The sequence below is a fragment of the Cupriavidus sp. BIC8F genome (genome assembly GCF_032465815.1).
In the GTDB taxonomy this organism is placed as follows: Bacteria; Pseudomonadota; Gammaproteobacteria; order Burkholderiales; family Burkholderiaceae; genus Cupriavidus; species Cupriavidus necator.
In genome coordinates, this window is record NZ_CP136094.1 from 1,673,487 (window position 1) to 1,692,652 (window position 19,166).

The 19,166-nt window shown below is 68.2% G+C and carries 17 protein-coding genes and 2 pseudogenes; 17 read left to right on the forward strand and 2 right to left on the reverse strand.

All coding sequences use genetic code 11. From position 1 onward, the window contains the following. The first annotated feature begins 18 nt into the window (after positions 1-18). From nagE to RS901_RS07880, 7 genes and pseudogenes are all read left to right on the forward strand, one after another. The gene (gene nagE, locus RS901_RS07845) at positions 19-1,728 is read left to right on the forward strand and encodes an N-acetylglucosamine-specific PTS transporter subunit IIBC (protein WP_410054163.1); all 1,710 of its coding nucleotides are present in this window, start codon (positions 19-21) and stop codon (positions 1,726-1,728) included. Between the two features lie 118 nt (positions 1,729-1,846). Continuing rightward, entirely contained in the window at positions 1,847-2,911 is a 1,065-nt protein-coding gene (locus RS901_RS07850) for a porin (protein ID WP_316152619.1), read from the forward strand. A 42-nt stretch (positions 2,912-2,953) separates the two neighbouring features. Then, positions 2,954-4,057 (forward strand): N-acetylglucosamine-6-phosphate deacetylase, encoded by a 1,104-nt coding sequence (gene nagA / locus RS901_RS07855; protein WP_316152622.1) that lies wholly within the window; start codon positions 2,954-2,956, stop codon positions 4,055-4,057. Further along, a complete protein-coding gene (locus RS901_RS07860) occupies positions 4,050-5,081 on the forward strand; it encodes an SIS domain-containing protein (protein WP_316153418.1) in 1,032 nt (343 codons plus the stop codon). Before nagA ends, RS901_RS07860 begins: the two co-directional genes overlap by 8 nt. Before the next feature lie 58 nt (positions 5,082-5,139). Next, positions 5,140-6,627, forward strand: a complete 1,488-nt coding sequence (gene zwf, locus RS901_RS07865) for a glucose-6-phosphate dehydrogenase (protein WP_316152624.1) — start codon at positions 5,140-5,142, stop codon at positions 6,625-6,627. A gap of 184 nt (positions 6,628-6,811) precedes the next feature. Next, positions 6,812-7,114: pseudogene (locus RS901_RS38825) on the forward strand (glucose-6-phosphate isomerase); the annotation flags it as partial. Further along, a complete protein-coding gene (locus RS901_RS07880) occupies positions 7,050-7,475 on the forward strand; it encodes a hypothetical protein (RefSeq protein WP_316152628.1) in 426 nt (141 codons plus the stop codon). The pseudogene RS901_RS38825 and the gene RS901_RS07880, both read left to right, overlap by 65 nt. Positions 7,476-7,485: 10 nt before the next feature. On the opposite strand, the gene RS901_RS07885 is transcribed toward RS901_RS07880, so the two are convergent. Together RS901_RS07885 and RS901_RS07890 are read right to left on the reverse strand one after the other, a co-directional pair. Continuing rightward, positions 7,486-9,030 (reverse strand): YifB family Mg chelatase-like AAA ATPase, encoded by a 1,545-nt coding sequence (locus RS901_RS07885; protein ID WP_316152630.1) that lies wholly within the window; start codon positions 9,028-9,030, stop codon positions 7,486-7,488. A gap of 81 nt (positions 9,031-9,111) precedes the next feature. After that, positions 9,112-9,390 (reverse strand): accessory factor UbiK family protein, encoded by a 279-nt coding sequence (locus tag RS901_RS07890; protein ID WP_316152632.1) that lies wholly within the window; start codon positions 9,388-9,390, stop codon positions 9,112-9,114. 388 nt (positions 9,391-9,778) lie between these two features. On the opposite strand from RS901_RS07890, the gene RS901_RS07895 reads away from it, so the two are divergent. From RS901_RS07895 to bfr, 10 genes and pseudogenes are all read left to right on the forward strand, one after another. Beyond that, entirely contained in the window at positions 9,779-10,576 is a 798-nt protein-coding gene (locus tag RS901_RS07895) for a TorF family putative porin (protein WP_013955418.1), read from the forward strand. Between the two features lie 49 nt (positions 10,577-10,625). Beyond that, positions 10,626-10,964, forward strand: coding sequence for a P-II family nitrogen regulator (locus tag RS901_RS07900; protein WP_010814843.1), 339 nt, complete (start codon positions 10,626-10,628; stop codon positions 10,962-10,964). A 33-nt stretch (positions 10,965-10,997) separates the two neighbouring features. Beyond that, positions 10,998-12,582: pseudogene (locus RS901_RS07905) on the forward strand (ammonium transporter). A 545-nt stretch (positions 12,583-13,127) separates the two neighbouring features. Further along, a complete protein-coding gene (gshA, locus tag RS901_RS07910; protein ID WP_316153419.1) occupies positions 13,128-14,423 on the forward strand; it encodes a glutamate--cysteine ligase in 1,296 nt (431 codons plus the stop codon). Between the two features lie 9 nt (positions 14,424-14,432). After that, the gene (gshB, locus tag RS901_RS07915) at positions 14,433-15,401 is read left to right on the forward strand and encodes a glutathione synthase (protein ID WP_316152660.1); all 969 of its coding nucleotides are present in this window, start codon (positions 14,433-14,435) and stop codon (positions 15,399-15,401) included. A gap of 67 nt (positions 15,402-15,468) precedes the next feature. Beyond that, positions 15,469-15,924 (forward strand): PTS sugar transporter subunit IIA, encoded by a 456-nt coding sequence (locus RS901_RS07920; protein WP_013955422.1) that lies wholly within the window; start codon positions 15,469-15,471, stop codon positions 15,922-15,924. Further along, on the forward strand, positions 15,893-16,162 hold the full coding sequence (locus tag RS901_RS07925) for an HPr family phosphocarrier protein (protein ID WP_010814838.1): 270 nt from the start codon (positions 15,893-15,895) through the stop codon (positions 16,160-16,162). The genes RS901_RS07920 and RS901_RS07925 overlap by 32 nt, the downstream gene beginning before the upstream one ends. Before the next feature lie 49 nt (positions 16,163-16,211). After that, positions 16,212-17,984, forward strand: a complete 1,773-nt coding sequence (gene ptsP, locus RS901_RS07930) for a phosphoenolpyruvate--protein phosphotransferase (protein WP_316152664.1) — start codon at positions 16,212-16,214, stop codon at positions 17,982-17,984. 214 nt (positions 17,985-18,198) lie between these two features. Continuing rightward, positions 18,199-18,504: a bacterioferritin-associated ferredoxin gene (locus RS901_RS07935; protein ID WP_316152666.1), complete on the forward strand. Its 306-nt coding sequence runs from the start codon at positions 18,199-18,201 to the stop codon at positions 18,502-18,504. Positions 18,505-18,630: 126 nt separating this feature from the next. Further along, on the forward strand, positions 18,631-19,110 hold the full coding sequence (bfr, locus tag RS901_RS07940; protein WP_316152669.1) for a bacterioferritin: 480 nt from the start codon (positions 18,631-18,633) through the stop codon (positions 19,108-19,110). The last annotated feature ends 56 nt before the right edge of the window (positions 19,111-19,166 follow it).

Consider the following 19,166-nt stretch of genomic DNA (forward strand, 5'->3'; position numbering starts at 1 on the left):
CAGATTCGGAGAACGCCAATGAAGATGGACCTGCTGCCCAGGGTGCAACGCCTGGGCGCCACGCTGATGCTGCCGATTGCCGTGCTGCCCGTGGCCGGCCTGCTGCTGCGCCTGGGCCAGCCCGACGTGTTCGACATCAAGCTGATGGCCGAGGCCGGCAACGCGGTCTTTGCCAACCTGGCCCTGCTGTTCGCGATCGGCGTGGCGGTGGGCTTTGCGCGCGACAACAACGGCGCGGCGGCGCTGGCCGGCACCATCGGCTACCTGGTGCTGACCACGGTGATGAAGACCATCGACAAGTCGCTCGACATGGGCGTGCTGGCCGGCATCGTCGCCGGCGCGGTCGCTGGCGGGCTCTACAACCGCTATCGCAACGTCGCGCTGCCACCCTATCTGGGCTTCTTCGCCGGCAAGCGCTTCGTGCCCATCGTCACGGCGCTGTGCTGCCTGCTGCTGGGCATCGTGCTGGCCTACGCATGGGCGCCGGTGCAGGCGGGCATCAACGCGGCCGGCGCATGGCTGACCACGGCGGGCTCGGCCGGCGCCTTTGTGTTCGGGCTGCTGAACCGGCTGCTGCTGGTGACCGGGCTGCACCACCTGATCAATACCCTGGCGTGGTTCGTGTTCGGCAGCTACGCCGATCCGGCCACGGGGGCGGCGGTATCGGGCGACCTGCACCGCTACTTTGCCGGCGACCCCGGCGCAGGCCTGTTCATGACCGGCTTCTTCCCGGTAATGATGTTCGGCCTGCCCGCCGCCTGCCTGGCGATGTACCACGAGACGCCGCCGGCGCGGCGCGCGCTGGTGGGCGGCATGCTGTTCTCGATGGCGCTGACCTCGTTCCTGACCGGCATCACCGAGCCAATCGAGTTCAGCTTCATGTTCCTGGCGCCGGTGCTGTACGGCCTGCATGCGCTGATGACTGGCCTGTCGATGGCGCTGTGCCATGCGCTCGATATCCGGCTGGGCTTCACCTTCTCGGCGGGCGCGATCGACTATGTGCTGGGCTACGGGCTGTCCAGCCGCGGCTGGCTGGCGATTCCGCTGGGGCTGGCCTATGCGCTGGCCTATTACGGGCTGTTCCGCTTCTTCATCCGCCGCTTCAACCTGCTGACGCCGGGCCGCGATGAAGTGGTGCCCGTGGTGCCCGCCGGCGGTGCCGCGCAGCCGGCCACGGGCAGCGTGGCGCAACGCTATGTCGAAGCGCTGGGCGGCCCCGCCAACCTGGTCGTGGTCGATGCCTGCACCACGCGGCTGCGGCTGAACGTGGCCGACATCGGCGCGGTGTCAGAGCCGCAACTCAAGGCGCTGGGCGTGCGCGGCGTGCTCAAGCGCCCGCCCAACGTGGTGCAGGTTGTGATCGGGCCGCAGGCCGAGCAGGTTGCCGGCGACATCCGCGCGGTGCTGCAGCAGGCGCCGCAGGCCACGGCCGTCGTGGCTGCTGCGCCCGCCGCTGCAACCCAGGCGCCCGTGCCGGCTGCTGGCGCCTTCGATCCCGCCTGGTGGATCGATGCGCTGGGCGGCGCCGCCAATATCGCCTCGGTCGGCGTGGTGGCACTGACGCGGCTGCGCGTGGTGGTGCGCGAGCGCGCCCGGGTGCGTGCCGGCCACCTTGCCGGCAGCCAGCTGATGTGGATCGGCGAAGACACCGCCCATATCGCCTTCGGCCATGCGGCAGACGGCCACGCGGCCGCCTTCGAGCGCGCCCTGCAAGCCATGCCCACCTGACCCCCGCCGCCGCAGCCGTGCGCGGCTGCGGTCGACCTTCCCCATCGGCCACAACAACGACGGCCGCGACGACAGCCGCGCCGGTGGATACCGTCTGCCTATCCAGGAGTCATTGATCGTGAAACGCATTGCACTGACGGCGCTGCTCGCAGCGTCGGCCGGGGGCGCCTGCGCCCAGTCCGCCGGCACCGGCATCACCTTGTACGGCCGCGCCGTGGCCGGCCTCGACTATGTCAACGGCATCGCCCGCCCGGGCGGCGACGTGGACACCTTCCGCTTCGGCAGCAACCAGTACGGCGTCAGCTTCTGGGGCATGCGCGGCACCGAGGACCTTGGCGGCGGCCTGCGCGGGGTCTTCAACCTGGAGGGCATGATCACCTCCGGCACCGGGCGCTCCGATCCGCTGTTCAATCGCCGCGCGCAGGTGGGCCTGGCCAGCAACGACTGGGGCGCGCTGCTGCTGGGCCGGGCCATGAGCCTGACCGACGACGAGAGCGGCGCGATCGACCCGATGGGCCTGCAGGCCAGCTCGGTCGCCACGCTGGCCTATGGCCGCAACTGGGGCTCGCGCCCCAATGCCGTGACCTACAACTCGCCGGTGTGGGGCGGGCTGAGCGTGCGCGCGCAGGCCGGCAGCGACGGCGTGGCGGGCAGCTTCAACAGCGGCAAGCAACTGAGCGCGGCCATCAAGTACGCGCAGGGAAACTTGAACCTGACCGGCATCTACGAGGAACTGCGCGATGCGCAGGGCCGCATGGACAACCTGTACGCAAGCTCGCGCCAGTACACGCTCGGTGGCAGCTATGCGCTGAACAACCTGCGCCTGTTCGCCGGCTACAACCTGACCGTGTCCTCGGGCGATACCGTGGCCACGCCGGAGAACACCTACGCCGCCACGCGCAGCCAGATGGCATGGGTCGGCGCCAACTACCGCGTGCTGCCGGCGCTGACGCTGCTGTCCGGCGTCTACTACGCCACCCTGAACAAAAGCGGCGGGCATGGCACGCTTGTCACACTGGGCGCAAAGTATGACTTGTCGAAGCGCACCTCGCTGTATGGCACGGTGGCGTCGGTGTTCAACTCGCGCAATGCCACCTTCTCGGTGGAGGCGTCGCCGGACACCATGCCGCGCGCCGGGGCGGACCAGCAGGGCGCCTATGCCGGCATCATCCACCTGTTCTGACGGTGGCTGGCCGGTGATTCAAATGTATTGGAGAGCATTGCCATGAAAGGAAACATCCTGACGCCGGCCGGCTGGATCTTCGGAGAGATCCATGCCGGCCCGGACGGACGCATCGCGCGCATCGAGGGCGTGCCCGCCACGCCTGAGCACAACGATGCCCCGTACGTGCTGCCGGGGTTTGTCGACCTGCTCAACCACGGCGGCGGCGGCAAGGACTTCATGGATGGCGAGGCCGCGGTGCCGGTGATCCTGCGCGCGCATGTGCGCTTTGGCACCACCAGCCTGCTGGGCAGCACCATGACCTCGCCGCACGACGTGCTGCTGTCCGCACTGCAGGCGCTGGGCCGGGCCTGCGCGCAGCGCCCGCCCGGCGCGGCGCGCATGCTGGGCGTGCACCTGGAAGGGCCGTATATCAACCCCGGCAAGCTGGGCGCGCAGCCGGATACCTCGGCCACCGCCACGCCCGAAGAACTGGAGCAGTACCTGGGCGCCGCGCCGCTGAAGGTCGTGACGCTGGCGCCCGAACTGCCGGGGCATCTGGACATCATCCGCCTGCTGGCCGCGCGCGGCGTGCGCGTGCAGCTGGGCCACACGCTGGGCACCTATGAAGACGCCGTGGCCGCGCTGGAGGCCGGCGCCAGCGGCTTCACCCACCTGTTCAACGCGATGACCCCGCTGCAGCACCGCGCGCCGGGCGTGGTGGCGGCAGCGCTGGCGCATGCCGAGTTTGCCGAGCTGATCCCTGACCTGCTGCACGTCCACCCCGGCGCCATCCGAGCCGCGCTGCGCGCGATTCCGCGGCTGTATGCGGTCACTGACGCCACCGCCGCCGCGGGCATGCCGGACGGCGTGTACCACCTGGGCAGCCAGACCGTCTACAAGGTCCACGGCAGCGTGCGCCTGGCCGACGGCACGCTGGCTGGCAGCGTGCTGACCATGGACCAGGCGCTGCGCAACTTTGTGTCGATCGGGCTGGACCTGGCCGATGCGTCGCGGCGCGTGTCGCTGTATCCGGCCCAGTACCTGGGCATGTCCGACCGCGGCATGCTGGCACAGGGCTGCTGGGCCGACGTGGTCGTGCTGGACCGCGCGCTCTCGGTGCGCACCGTTTATGTCGAAGGAGAATGCTGTGTCGAGAATGCTTGAAGAGGCGCTGAGCGCGCCGGCCGTGGTGGCCGCGCAGTTGGCGCAGGCGCCGCGCGTGGCGGCGCTGGCCGCGCAACTCGCCGCGCACGCCTGGCCCGCGGCGCTGACCGTGGCGCGCGGCAGCTCGGACCATGCCGCCAGCTACTTCGCCACGCTGGTCACGCGCCGGCTGGGCGTGCCGGTGGCCTCGCTGCCGATGTCGACGGTGACGCTGCACGACAGCGCGCTGCGCGTGGCCGGGCTGCTGGCGGTGGCGTTCTCGCAGTCGGGCCGCAGCCCGGACCTGGTCGAGACCATGCAAGCGCTGCGCGATGGTGGCGCCGCCACCGTGGCGCTGGTCAACGCGCCCGATTCGCCGCTGGCGCAGGCGTGCGCGCATGAACTGCCCTTGCTTGCCGGCCCCGAGCAGAGCGTGGCCGCGACCAAGAGCTATATCGCCATGCTGTCGATGTCGGCGCTGCTGGTGGGGCATCTCGAGGCCGCGCGCAGCGGCGAGCGCGAACTGGTCGATGCCTGCGCGGGCTTGCCGGCCGCGCTGGCGCAAGCGGCCGCGCAGGACTGGTCGGCGCTGGTGCCCGCGCTGCGCGACGTGGAGCGCATGATCGTGCTGGGCCGCGGCGCGGGCCTGGCGATTGCGCAGGAAGCGGCGCTCAAGCTCAAGGAGACCTCCGGCATCCAGGCCGAGGCCTTCTCCGGCGCCGAAGTGCGGCACGGCCCGATGGAAATCATCGGTGACGGCTACCCGCTGCTGGTGTTCGCGCCGCGCGGACCGGAACAGGCCGGGCTGCTGGCGCTGGCCGCCGAGATGCGCAAGCGTGGTGCGCGCGTGCTGCTGGCCGCGCCTCCTGGCACGGTTGATGCGGAGCTGCCCCTGGAGTTGCCACTGGCGCCGGCCGGCCATCCGCTGCTCGATCCGATCTGCGCCATCCAGAGCTTCTATGTCGCTGCGCAGGCGCTGGCTCTGGCGCGCGGCCGCAATCCCGACCAGCCGCAGTACCTGCGCAAGGTGACCGAGACGCGCTGAGCCGGCCCATACTGCCCCAATACCGCCCCACGCCGCCCCGGCAAGCAAGGAGTCAGTCATGCAAACCACCCGAACCGCCACTTCCTCCGGCACTGCCGACGCGCGGCCGCTGGACCTCGTCATCTTCGGCGGCGCCGGCGACCTGTCGGCGCGCAAGCTGCTGCCATCGCTCTACATGTGCCACCGCGACGGCAACCTGCCCGATGGCACCCGCATCATCGGCGTGGGCCGGCACCGCTGGGACCGCGAGGCCTTTGTCAATTTTGCCGATGAAAGAGCGCAACCGTTTGTCGACGCGCGCTATCTTGAGCCGGCCAAATGGCAGACCTTCCTGCAGCGGCTGGATTTCGTGCACGTTGACGCCTCGCAGTCCGGGGACTATCCGGCGCTGGCCGCGCAACTGCGCCAGGACGCGCCGCGCATCTACTACATGGCGATGCCGCCCGGCTTGTTCGCGGCCACCTGCGACAACCTTGCCAGCCATGGCCTGATCGCCAACGACACACGGCTGGTGCTGGAAAAACCGCTGGGCGTGGACCTGGCCTCGGCCATCGGCATCGGCGAGGTGGTCAGCCGCTACTTCAGCGAGGACCGCACCTACCGGATCGACCACTATCTGGGCAAGGAAACGGTGCAGAACCTGATGGCGCTGCGCTTCGGCAATTCGATCTTCGAGCCGCTGTGGCGCACGCCGTTCGTGCGCAGCGTGCAGATCACCGTGGCCGAGACCGTGGGCGTGGGCACGCGCGGCGGCTTCTACGACGAGGCCGGCGCCATGCGCGACATGGTGCAGAACCACCTGCTGCAGCTGGTCAGCATCCTGGCGATGGAGCCGCCGGCATCGCTCACCTCCGATGCGGTGCGCGATGAAAAGCTCAAGGTGCTGCGCTCGCTGCGGCCGATGTCGCCCGAGGACGTGCGCCGCAATACCGTGCGCGGCCAGTACACCGCGGGCGCCATCGCCGGCGAGCTGGTGCGCGGCTACCTGCAGGAAGAAGGCATTCCGCCCGACAGCCGCACCGAGACCTTCGTCGCGATGCGCGCCGAGCTGGGCACGTGGCGCTGGAACAAGGTGCCGTTCTACCTGCGCACCGGCAAGCGCATGCAGGAGCGCGTGACCGAGGTGGTGATCAACTTCGCCGAGGTGCCGCATTCGATCTTCGATGCCGGCAGCACGCTGCAGCCCAACCGCATGGTGATCCGGCTGCAGCCGGAAGAGTCGGTGCGGCTCACGCTGATGGTCAAGCAGCCGGGCGAGGGCATGAAGCTGAAACCGCTGAGCCTGGCGCTGAACCTGGACTCGGCCTTCACCACGCGGCGCGCCGAAGCCTACGAGCGCCTGCTGCTCGACGTGATCCGCGGCCGGCTGGCGCTGTTCGTGCGGCGCGACGAACTGCAGGCCGCCTGGACCTGGGTCGACCCGATCCTGGAAGCGTGGCGCCAGCAGGACGAAGGCCCGCGCCCCTATACCGCCGGCACCTGGGGCCCGGCGGCATCGTCGGCGTTCATGGCGCGCGAAGGCGTGCAGTGGTCGGAGGAGGCGTGATGCGGCTGACCGAACGCCCTGCATGGCGGGCTCTCGCCGCGCTGGCGGCGCAGCCGCTGCCGCACCTGCGTGAACTGGTGCACGAGCCGGGCCGCGGCGACTACGCGCGCTTGTCGGCTGCCGGCATCGGACTGGACTCACGCGGCAACGCATCAACCGCGCTGTCCATGAAGCGCTGCTGGCCCTGGCGCAAGATGCGGGCATCGAGGCGCAGCGCGACGCCATGCTCGCCGGCGAAGCCGTCAACGCCACCGAAGGCCGCGCCGTGCTGCACGTCGCGCTACGTGGTGGCGCCGACGCCCATCCACCCTGGGGAAACGGGCTGGCGGCGGAAATCGATGCGGAACTGACGCGCGCCTGCGACTTCGCCGATGCCGTGCGCGATGGCCGCGTGCGCGGCTTCGGCGGCGCGCCGGTCCGGCATGTGGTCAGCCTCGGCATCGGCGGTTCCGACCTGGGCCCACGCATGGCCTGCGAGGCGTTGGCCGCGCACGCCAGCGACGCCGTGCAGCTGCATTTCGTCTCCAACCCGGACCCGGCGCAGTTATACGCCGTGTCCGCAGGAGGCCGCACGGCTGGCACCGCATCGCACCTTCCCCGGCAACGTGCCGGTCAGCCTGCTCTGGCTGGACACGCTCGACGCCGCGCCCCTGGGCGCGCTGATCGCGCTGTACGAGCACAAGGTCTTCGTGCAGGCCGCGATCCGGGGCATCCACGCCTATGACCAGTGGGGCGTGGAGCTGGGCAAGGCAATCGCGTCGGACATGCAGGGGTGCCTGGCGCGGCGCGAGGTGCCCAAGGAGATGGATCCGGTGGGGGCTGCGACGCTCGCTTCACTTGTTGGTTAGGCCGAGGCATTCAACCGCCCGCCATCCGCAACGCCCGCCGATACTGGATCGCCTCCCCCACGTGCGCGGCGGTCAGCACCTCGGCACCTTCCAGGTCCGCGATGGTGCGGGCCACCTTCAGCACGCGGTAGTACGACCGCGCCGACCACGCCAGCCGCGTCATCGCGCCGCGCAGCAATGCCTGCGCCTGCGGTTCCATCGCGCAGTGCTGTTCGATCTCACGTCCGCCCAGTTCATTGTTGGGCTTGCCCTGCCGGGCCAGCTGGCGCTCGCGCGCGGCCAGCACGCGGGTGCGCACCACGGCGCTGGGTTCGCCGGGCGGGCCGTCGAGCATCTCGCCCTGGTCCTGCGCGGGGACTTCCACCTGCAGGTCGATGCGGTCGAGCATCGGGCCGGAGATGCGGGACTGGTAGCGCCGCACCTGGTCGGGCGTGCAGCGGCAGGGGCGGTCGGGATGGCCGAGGTAGCCGCACGGGCAGGGGTTCATTGCGGCGACGAACTGGAAGCAGGCGGGGAAGTCGGCGTGGCCGGCGGCGCGGGCGATGGTGATGCGGCCGGATTCCAGCGGCTCGCGCAGGACTTCCAGCACCCTGCGGTCGAATTCGGGCAGCTCGTCCAGGAACAGCACGCCGTGGTGCGCCAGCGAGATCTCGCCCGGGCGCGGGTTGTTGCCGCCGCCGACCATGGCCGGCCCGGATGCCGTGTGGTGCGGCGACCGGCACGGGCGCTGGCCCCATAGCGCGGTGCGGAAGCCGCCCGGCGTCAGGCTCATGACCGCGGCGGACTCCAGTGCTTCCTGCAGCGTCATCGGCGGCAGCAGCCCGGGCAGGCGCTGCGCCAGCATCGACTTGCCGGTGCCCGGCGGGCCCACCAGCAGGGCGGAGTGCTGGCCGGCGGCCGCCACTTCCATGGCCCGCCGTGCCTGCGCCTGGCCGCGCACGTCGCGCATGTCGGGACCGCGGTCCGTGGTGGCGGGCAGCAACGCCGGCATGGCGCGGGGCAGCCGCGCCTCCGGCAGGGGGCAGAGGTGGTCGCATGCCTGGCGCAGCGTGGCGGCGGCATGCACCGCCAGGTCCTCGATCAGCGCGGCCTCGGCGCCATTGCCTGCGGCCACCAGGAAGGCGCGCGGCGCCTCGCCGGAGGCGGCGCGGGCGGCGTTGTCGCGCGCCAGGCCCATGGCCATGGCCAGCGCGCCGCGCACCGGGCGCAGTTCGCCGGACAGGGACAGCTCGGCGGCGAACTCATGCGCATCCAGTGCCTCGGACGGGATCTGGCCGCTGGCGGCCAGGATGCCCAGCGCGATGGCCAGGTCGAAGCGGCCGGATTCCTTGGGCAGGTCGGCCGGGGCCAGGTTGACGGTGATGCGGCGGTTGGGAAACTCATAGCCGCTGTTGAGGATGGCGGCGCGCACGCGCTCGCGGCTTTCGCGCACGCCGGTGTCGGCCAGGCCGACGATGGTGAAGGCCGGCAGGCCGTTGGCAAGGTGGGTCTCGACCCGCACCGGCGGCGCGGCGATGCCGGTCAGTGCCCGGCAGCGTAGGACGGCAAGGCTCATGTCATTGAACTGTTAACGAAAAAGGCCGCCAGGAGTGGCGGCCTTCAGACAGGCTGGCGGGATCGGGCAGGGCCGGCGTGCTCACGCGCCCCCGGTCGAGTCCACCGAGCCGGCGCCGGGCGGGATGCCGGCGCGGCGCTCAAGCTCCGCCACGCGGCCCTCCAGTTCTTCCAGGCGGGCGCGGGTGCGGGCCAGCACCTGCGACTGGACGTCGAATTCCTCGCGCGTGACCAGGTCCAGCTTGGCAAAGCCCTGGGTCATCATGCCGCGCACGTTTTTTTCGATGTCCCTTGCCGGCGAGTTGCGCAGCGCCTCGCTGACCTTGTTCTGCAGGTCGTTGAAGAGATCGGTCGGTTTCATGGTTTCTCCTTTGCGCACCTAACTGGTGCCAATCCGGGTGGGCATCTGGCGTATAGCGCGCTTTCGCACAGGATTTGGGCGCCCCGATTGCGGGCGCGCGGCCTTGTGTGTCGCGGCACGCAGCCACCGTCAGGACTCAATTATCGCCCGTGAGGCACGTGGGCGAAAGCTCCGGCGTATCCGCGTTCACACCTTTTAACCCGATCTGGCTTCGCTGCAGGGCAGATTCAAGTCTGGCTTTGGTCACGGCACGCGATCACGGCCGACATGGATCGCCGATTTCCGAGGAGCTGGCATGGCAGTTGCAGTAGTGGGTACGCCTGCTTCATTGAATCACTGAAATCCAATAAACGAAATCCGAGCCATCAGGAAAAGGGAGAAGAAATCCATGAAGAAGTTGGCCCTTGCAGTCAGCGCGGTTGTTCTGACCAGTGCTGCTGCCACTGCCTACGCGCAAAGCACGGACGCGGCGGCCCCGGCACCGGCCGCCGCCGCGGCCGAGCCGGCATCGCCGCATACGTTCACGGCCAACGTGTCGCTGGTCTCGGACTACCGCTATCGCGGCATCAGCCAGACCAACCTGCGCCCGGCCATCCAGGGTGGCTTTGACTACGCCCACGAAAGCGGCTTCTACGTGGGCAACTGGAACTCCAGCATCAGCTGGCTCGAGGATGCCAACCCGGCGGTCTCGGCGCCGGTCGAGATGGATTTCTACGGCGGCTTCAAGAACACCTTCAAGGTTGCCGGCACCGAATTCAACTATGACGTGGGCGTGCTCCAGTACTACTACCCGGGCGGCTACAACAACCCGCGCCCTTACACCACGGAACTGTACGCCGGCATCGGCTGGGGCCCGGTGTTCCTGAAGTACTCGCACGCGGTCACCAACCTGTTTGGCTGGGCCGACAGCAAGAACAGCGGCTACATCGACCTGAGCGCCAACGTGCCGCTGAACTTCTGGGATCTGACCCTGAACGCGCACGTCGGCTACCAGGACGTCAAGCACAACAGCGATGCCTCGTACACCGACTGGAAGATCGGCCTGACCAAGGACCTGGGCAAGGGTTTCGCGCTGGCCGTGGCCTATGTCGATACCAACGCCAAGCAAGCGGCGTACACCAGCGCCAACCGTGGCCGCTACCTGGGCAAGGCGGCGGCGTGGGCCTCGATCACCAAGACTTTCTAACTCTGACGCAGCCCGGGCGAGCTGCCGGCCCGCCCCCAGGAGAATCCTGATGAAACTCATCATTGCAGTGATCAAGCCGTTCAAGCTCGACGAGGTGCGCGAAGCGCTGTCGGACGTGGGCGTGTCCGGCATCACCGTGACCGAAGTGAAAGGCTTCGGCCGCCAGAAAGGCCACACCGAGCTGTACCGCGGCGCGGAGTACATCGTCGACTTCCTGCCCAAGGTGAAGATCGAGGTGGCGGTGCCGGACGACGTGGTCGAGCGCGCCATCGAGGCGGTCGAGAAATCGGCCCGCACCGGCAAGATCGGCGACGGCAAGATCTTCGTGGCCCCGATCGAGCAGGTCATCCGCATCCGCACCGGCGAGACCGGCGGCGATGCCCTGTGACCCCGAGACAGCACAACACAAGAGGTTAAGCACATGAAAACCTGGTTCAAGCGATTCCTGACGGCTGGCGCGATGGCGCTGGCCATCGGCACGGCGGGCGTGGGCATCTCCACGCCGGCCGCCGCACAAACAAGCCGGCCGCCGAGGCATCCGCCCCGGCCGCCTCCGCCGCCCCCGCCGCAGCCGCTGCCGAAGCGTCGGCGCCGGCTGCTCCGCTGCCGCTGCGCCTGCCGCGGCCGCACCGGCCGCCGCCCCCGCGGAAGCCGCCGCCGCCCCCGCGGAAGCCGCCGCCGCGCCGGCCGCACCGGCGCCCAACAAGGGCGACACCGCCTGGCTGCTGGTCTCGACCGCCTTCGTGATCCTGATGACGCTGCCCGGCCTGGCGCTGTTCTACGGCGGCCTGGTGCGCTCCAAGAACATGCTGTCGGTGCTGATGCAGTGCCTGGTGATCTTCTCGCTGGTGGCGCTGCTGTGGGCGATCTATGGCTACAGCTTTGCCTTCACCGAGGGTAACGCCTTCTTCGGCGGCACCGACCGGCTCTTCATGAAGGGGCTGACGGTCGAGGCCGTGGCTGCCACCTTCAGCAAGGGCGTGGTGGTGCCGGAACTGGGCTACTTCGCCTTCCAGTGCGCCTTCGCCTGCATCACCTGCGGCCTGATCATCGGCGCCTTCGCCGAACGCGCCAAGTTCTCGGCCGTGCTGGTGTTCGTGGTGCTGTGGTTCACGTTCTCCTACATCCCGATGGCCCACATGGTCTGGTTCTGGCCGGGTCCGGACGCCTACACCGACGCCGCTGCCGGCGCCGCCGCGACCGCCAAGTCGGGCTGGCTGTTCCAGAAGGGCGCGCTCGACTTCGCCGGCGGCACCGTGGTGCATATCAACGCCGCCGTGGCTGGCCTGGTGGGTGCCTATATGTTCGGCAAGCGCATCGGCTTCGGCCGCGAGGCGATCCGTCCGCACAGCCTGACGTTCACCATGGTCGGCGCTTCGCTGCTGTGGTTCGGCTGGTTCGGCTTCAACGCCGGCTCGGCGCTGGAAGCCAACGGCTCGGCCGCACTGGCCTTCGTCAACACGCTGCTGGCCACCTCCGCCGCGGTGCTGGCGTGGACCTTCGGCGAGTGGATCGGCAAGGGCAAGCCGTCGATGCTGGGCGGTGCCTCGGGTGCGGTGGCCGGCCTGGTGGCGATCACCCCGGCTGCCGGCTTCGTCGGCCCGATGGGCTCGATCGTGATCGGCCTGCTGGCTGGCCTGCTGTGCCTGTGGGGCGTGACCGGCCTGAAGCGCATGCTGGGCATGGACGACTCGCTGGACGTGTTCGGCGTGCACGGCGTGGGCGGCATCCTGGGGGCGCTGCTGACCGGCGTGTTCGCTTCGCCCAGCCTGGGCGGCACGGGCATCTACGACTACGTGACCAACAAGGTGGCGGACGACTATTCGATCGCCGGCCAGCTGTGGATCCAGTTCGAAGGCGTGCTGACCACCGTGGTGTGGTCCGGCGTGGTCGCCTTCGTGGCCTACAAACTGGTTGACATGCTGATCGGCCTGCGGGTGCCGGAAGACGAAGAGCGCGAGGGCCTGGATATCACCTCGCACGGCGAGACCGCGTATGAAGTCTGATCGAAAAAGTGTTGTGCTGGAGAGCTGATTGGGAATCTTCTCTCAGGAGCTTTAGCCCGGCCGCGTGCCGGGCTTTTTTCTCTCCGGCATTGCTTGCGATTGCAGACATTTGCCGGTCAGCCGTGGCCGAGCCACGCGTGCTGCGCCTCGGCGAGGACTCCCGTAGCTCCTCGCAAAACCCGCCAGCCGAGTGCCGGCAAGGGCTGGCTGGCGATCCCCCCGCGCGCCGCGCGGGCTTTTCGCAAAGTGCTTAACTCCGATCTTAAAAAGCTTCAATTGTCTTTAATGTGCGGGGCACATACATTGCCAGTGAGGCAGTTTCCTCCACCTGCAGAACGCTCCCCGTATCTGTCAGGCCATTCAAGAGCGCGGCATCGCCGCGCTTTTTTTTGCCTGTGCGGCCGGCTCTTTATTTCGCGCCGCCCATCCCCATATCTTTATCCCTCAGGCCCGGCCGTGCATATCCTTATAAGTGGGGTGCCAGCGCCTGGTTGGCCGTTCCTCTACAATCGGGGCGAACGATAAAGACGATCTATAGGATGGATATGGTCCCGCATCTCATCACCGCGCTGAACGGTCCGCTGCTCGAACTGGAAAAGAAGATCCTGGACGCCACGCCGTCCATCGAGCGCTGGTTCAGACTGGAATGGCAGGAGCATACCCCTCCGTTCTATTGCTCGGTGGACCTGCGCAATGCCGGCTTCAAGCTGGCGCCGGTCGATACCAACTTGTTCCCGGGCGGCTTCAACAACCTCGCCCCGGAAATGCTGCCGCTGGCGGTCCAGGCGGCGATGGCGGCGATCGAGAAGATCTGCCCGGACGCCAAGAACCTGCTGCTGATCCCTGAGCGTCACACCCGCAACATGTTCTACCTGCAGAACGTGGCGCGGCTGTCGCTGATCATGCGCCAGGCGGGCCTGAACGTGCGCCTGGGCTCGCTCTCCGAGGAAATTACCGAACCGACCCCGATCGAGCTGCCCGACGGCCAGACCCTGGTGGTCGAGCCGCTGGCGCGCCTGGGCACCAAGGGCCGCCGGCTGGGGCTGAAGGACTTCGACCCCTGTTCGATCCTGCTGAACAACGACCTGTCGGCCGGCATCCCGCCGATCCTGGAGAACATCAACGAGCAGTACCTGCTGCCGCCGCTGCACGCCGGCTGGTCCACCCGCCGCAAGACCAGCCACTTCGCCGCCTATGACGAGGTGGCCAAGAAGTTCGCCAAGCTGATCGACATCGACCCGTGGATGGTCAACCCGTACTTTGCGCGCACCACCGGCGTGAATTTCCACGAGCGCGTGGGTGAGGAGGAGCTGGCCGACGCGGTCGAGGGCGTGCTCAAGAAGATCGCCAAGAAGTACCGCGAGTACGGCATCAAGGAAACGCCGTACGTAGTAGTCAAGGCCGATGCCGGCACTTACGGCATGGGCATCATGACCGTGCGCGATCCGTCCGAGGTCAAGGGCCTGAACCGGAAGGAGCGCAACAAGATGAGCGTTGTCAAGGAAGGCCTGGAGGTCAGCGACGTCATCATCCAGGAAGGCGTGCACACCTTCGAGAAGGTCAATGAAGCGGTGGCCGAGCCGGTGGTGTACATGATCGACCGCTACGTGGTCGGCGGCTTCTACCGCGTGCACACGGGCCGCGGCAACGACGAGAACCTGAACGCGCCGGGCATGCATTTCGTGCCGCTGGCGTTCGCGCCCAACGGCATCCCGGACAGCCACGCCAAGCCTGGCGCCGCCGTGCCGAACCGCTTCTACATGTATGGCGTGGTGGCCCGGCTGGCACTGCTGGCGGCGTCGCTGGAGCTCGAGAAGACCGACCCGAACCCGATTATCTGAGCCGCCGCCATGCGCATCCTCTTCATCACCGATCCGCTGGAGACCTTCAAGACGTACAAGGACTCCACCTACGCCATGATGACCGAGGCCGCCGCGCGCGGCCACGAGCTGTACTGGTGCCTGCAGCCACAGCTGGCGCTGTCCGGCCGCACGGTCGAGACCGTGGCCACGCGCCTGCACCTGACCGGCGAGACCAGCGACGCCGATCACAGCGCCTGGTACCGGGAGGGTAACAGCGCGCTGGAGCCGCTGTCGGCCTTCGACGCGGTGCTGATGCGCAAGGATCCGCCCTTCGACATGGAGTACGTCACCAGCACCTGGCTGCTGGAGCTGGCCGAGTCGCAGGGCGCGCGCGTGTTCAACAAGCCGCGCGCGATCCGCGACCATTCCGAGAAGCTGGCCATTGCCCAGTACCCGGAATACATCACGCCGACGCTGGTCACGCGCGACCTGGCGCGCATCCGCGACTTCCACGCCGAGCATCGCGACATCATCGTCAAGCCGCTGGACGGCATGGGCGGCATGGGTGTGTTCCGCGTCGGCGCGGACGGCATGAACCTGGCCGCGATCGTCGAGACGCTGGGCCACGACGGCGCCCGCACGCTGATGGTGCAGCGCTATATCCCGGCGATCAAGGACGGCGACAAGCGCATCCTGCTGATCGGCGGCGTGCCGGTGCCGTATTCGCTGGCGCGCGTTCCGATGGCGGGCGAAGTGCGTGGCAACCTGGCTGCCGGCGGCACCGGCCGCGCGCAGGAACTGAGCCAGCGCGACCGCGAGATCGCCGAGGCACTGGCGCCGGGGCTGTGGGGGCAGGGCCTCCTGCTGGTGGGCCTGGACGTCATCGGCGACTACCTGACAGAAGTCAATGTGACGAGTCCGACCTGTTTCCAGGAGATCACCCAGCAAACCGGCTTCCATGTCGCGGCGATGTTCATCGACGCGCTGGAGCACGCCGTCGACGCTGCCGGCCGCTGAGCCTGGCCGGCAGCGGGGGCGCGGGGGCTGCCTGCTACAATCGGGGCAATCCAACGGATTCACCATCATGGCAGGCATCCTGATCATCGCGCACACGCCGCTGGCTTCAGCCCTGCGCGATTGCGCCGCCCACGTCTACTGTGGCCAGCCGCAGCGGCTGGAAGCCATCGACGTCCTTCCCGATGCCGACCCCGCCGTCGTGCTGGCCGAGGCCAGGCGCCGGCTGGCGGCCATCTGCGAAGACAACGGCGCGCTGGTCCTCACCGATATCTTCGGCGCCACCCCCGCCAATATCGCCGCACGCCTGGCCGAGCCGGGCCGCGTGCGCGTGCTGGCCGGCGTCAACCTTCCCATGCTCGTGCGCGCGATCTGCTACCGGGGCGAAAAGCTCGACCAGCTGGCCACCAAGGCCCTGGCCGGCGGCTCGCAGGGTGTGCTGCAGGTCGGCACCACGACTGTCCAGAACCAAACCGCAAACCATCCCGACAAATATGCTGCAGAGGGACACCACCATCATCAATAAGCTCGGACTGCATGCACGCGCGTCCGCCAAGCTGACCCAGCTCGCCGGCAACTTTGTCAGCCAGGTCAAGATGTCCCGCAATGGTCGCCAGGTCGACGCCAAGAGCATCATGGGCGTAATGATGCTGGCCGCCGGGATCGGCTCGACGGTGACCCTGGAAACCGACGGACCCGACGAGCAGGAGGCGATGGACGCGCTGCTGGCGCTGATCGCCAACCGCTTTGGTGAGGGAGAGTGAGGCCGGCGGCCTCGACCCGAGTTCTTAAACGTTCCTGACGGAGCGGTACATGCCTTTCGCCCTGCACGGCATCCCGGTCTCGCGCGGCGTCGCCATCGGGCGCGCGCACCTGCTTGCGCCCGCGGCGCTAGATGTGTCGCACTACCTGGTCGATGAAGACCAGCTCGACGCCGAGGTCGAACGGCTGCGCGCCGCGCGCGCCGCGGTACGTGCCGAACTGGCCGCGCTCAAGCGCGACCTGCCGCGCGATGCGCCCGAGGAGCTGGGCGCGTTCCTGGACGTGCACGCGATGATCCTCGACGACGAGGCACTGGCGCGCGAGCCCGAGGCCCTGATCAGGGGCCGCCGCTACAACGCAGAGTGGGCACTTACCACGCGCCTCGAAGAGCTGATGCGCCACTTCGACGAGATCGAGGATGAATACCTGCGCGAGCGCAAGACCGATATCCGGCAGGTGGTCGAGCGCATCCTGAAGGCGCTGGCCGGGGCCCCGGTGCTGGTGCCCGCGCCGGTGCCGGCGCTGGCCGCCGACGGCGAGGCCGCGACCGGGGTGATCGTGGTGGCCCACGATATCGCCCCGGCCGACATGCTGCAGTTCCGCCATACCATCTTCCACGGCTTCGTCACCGACATGGGCGGGCGCACCTCGCATACCGCCATCGTCGCGCGCAGCCTGGACATCCCGGCAGCGGTCGGCGTGCAGAGCGCGAGCGAGCTGATCCGCCAGGACGACTGGATCATCATCGATGGCGATGCCGGGCTGGTGATCGTCGACCCGACCGCCATCATCCTGGAAGAGTACCGCCACCGGCAGAGCGAGCGCGCGCTGGAAAAGAAGCGCCTGCAGCGGCTGCGGCATACCCCGGCGGTGACGCTGGACGGGCTGGAGATCGACCTGCTGGCCAATATCGAGATGGCCGAGGACGCCGGCGCGGCGCTGTCGGCCGGAGCGGTTGGCGTGGGCCTGTTCCGCTCTGAATTCCTGTTCATGAACCGGCGCGACGAGCTGCCGGGCGAAGACGAGCAGTTCCAGGCCTATCGCGGCGCGGTCGATGCAATGCACGGGCTGCCGGTGACCATCCGCACCATCGACATCGGCGCCGACAAGCCGCTCGATGCCCGGGGCGACGGCCGCGGCGATGAATTCGAGACCGCGCTGAACCCGGCGCTGGGCCTGCGCGCGATCCGCTGGTCGCTGTCCGAACCGGGCATGTTCCTGACCCAGCTGCGCGCGCTGCTGCGGGCTTCGGCCTTCGGCCCGGTGCGGCTGCTGGTGCCGATGCTGGCGCATGCCAGCGAGATCGACCAGACCCTGGCGCTGATCGCCAAGGCCAAGCGCCAGCTCGACGAGCGCGGCGAGGCCTACGATCCGGGCATGAAGGTCGGCGCCATGATCGAGATCCCGGCGGCGGTGCTGCTGCTGCCGCTGTTCCTGCGCAAGATGGACTTCCTGTCCATCGGCACCAACGACCTGATCCAGTACACGCTTGCCATCGACCGCGCCGACAACGCGGTGGCGCACCTGTTCGACCCGCTGCACCCGGCGGTGCTGCAACTGGTGGCGCGCACCATCCGCGAGGCCAACCGCGCCGGCGTGCCGGTGGCCGTGTGCGGCGAAATGGCGGGCGACCCGTCCATGACCCGGCTGCTGCTGGGCATGGGGCTGCGCGAGTTCTCGATGCACCCGGCACAGCTGCTGCGGGTCAAGCAGGAGATCCTGCATGCCCACTGCGAACGGCTCGAGCCGCTGGTCGACCAGGTCCTGCAGGCCTTCGATCCTGAGGAGCAGGCGACCGCCCTGCGGCAGCTGGCACGACCCTGATCTCATCAGGGTTTTCTGATGCAGCAAGGCGGCTGGTGCAGCACTTCCGTAAGCCGGAAAGTGCCGCCCAGGCCGCCTTTTTTTTGCATCCTGTGGCGTCTACCCGACCTCTCCCAATGTGGCTTAATGGGAATTGTTATCATTATTGATCTCTGATATTCTGACGTTCATTCGCAGTGGCATGCCGGTGCCACGCGCCCCACAGGAGGGAGTTGTGTACGTCTGTATCTGCAACCAGATCACCGATCGTGAGATTCACGGTGCCGCGCACCTGGGCATCGAAACCCTCGACGAACTGGCCGAAACGCTTGGCGTTGGCACGTGCTGCGGGCGCTGCCGCGAGTGCGCGCGCCAGGTGTTGCAGGAAGGCGTGGCAGCGGTGCGCAACGTCACCGTGGCGGCCCTCGCCAACATCCAGGTTGTGGAGATTTCTTCCTGTTCCGCATCGGGCCCATGTACCATAATGGACACTCGGGACCCGGCAGTCGCGAACGACCAGCGCAAGGCGCTGGTGGCCTGAACGCGCCCATGAACTGAAGATCCGGTTCACGGCGCGCTTTTGCGCTTTTTCCTTTTTCACTGACTGCACGGCGCCATTGGCGCCGTTTCGTGTTTTTGCGCGGGCCCGATGCAACAGGAGCCACCAATGAAAGGTGACAAGAAGGTCATCCAGCATCTGAACGCCCAGCTCAAGAACGAGCTGACCGCGATCAACCAGTATTTCCTGCACGCCCGCATGTATCGCCACTGGGGCCTGAAGAAGCTCGGCGACGTGGAGTACAAGGAATCGATCGGCGAGATGAAGCACGCCGACCGCCTGATCGAGCGCATCCTGATGCTGGACGGCCTGCCCAACCTGCAGGACCTGCACAAGCTGCTGCTCGGCGAAGACACGCCCGAGATGCTCAAGTGCGACCTGAAGCTCGAGCAGACCGCGCACGCGACCGTCAAGGAAGGCATCGCCTACTGCGAATCCGTGGGCGATTACGTCAGCCGCGAAATCCTGGTCGATATCCTCACCGATACCGAGGAACATATCGAATACCTGGAAACGCAGCTGGACCTGATCGACAAGGTCGGGCTGCAGAACTACCTGCAGTCGCAGTTGGAGCCGGGCGAGCAATAAGCCGGTCTCCGGCGTGGCCGCTCTTCATGAGCGGCCCGCCCCAGCGCGCGGCGCCA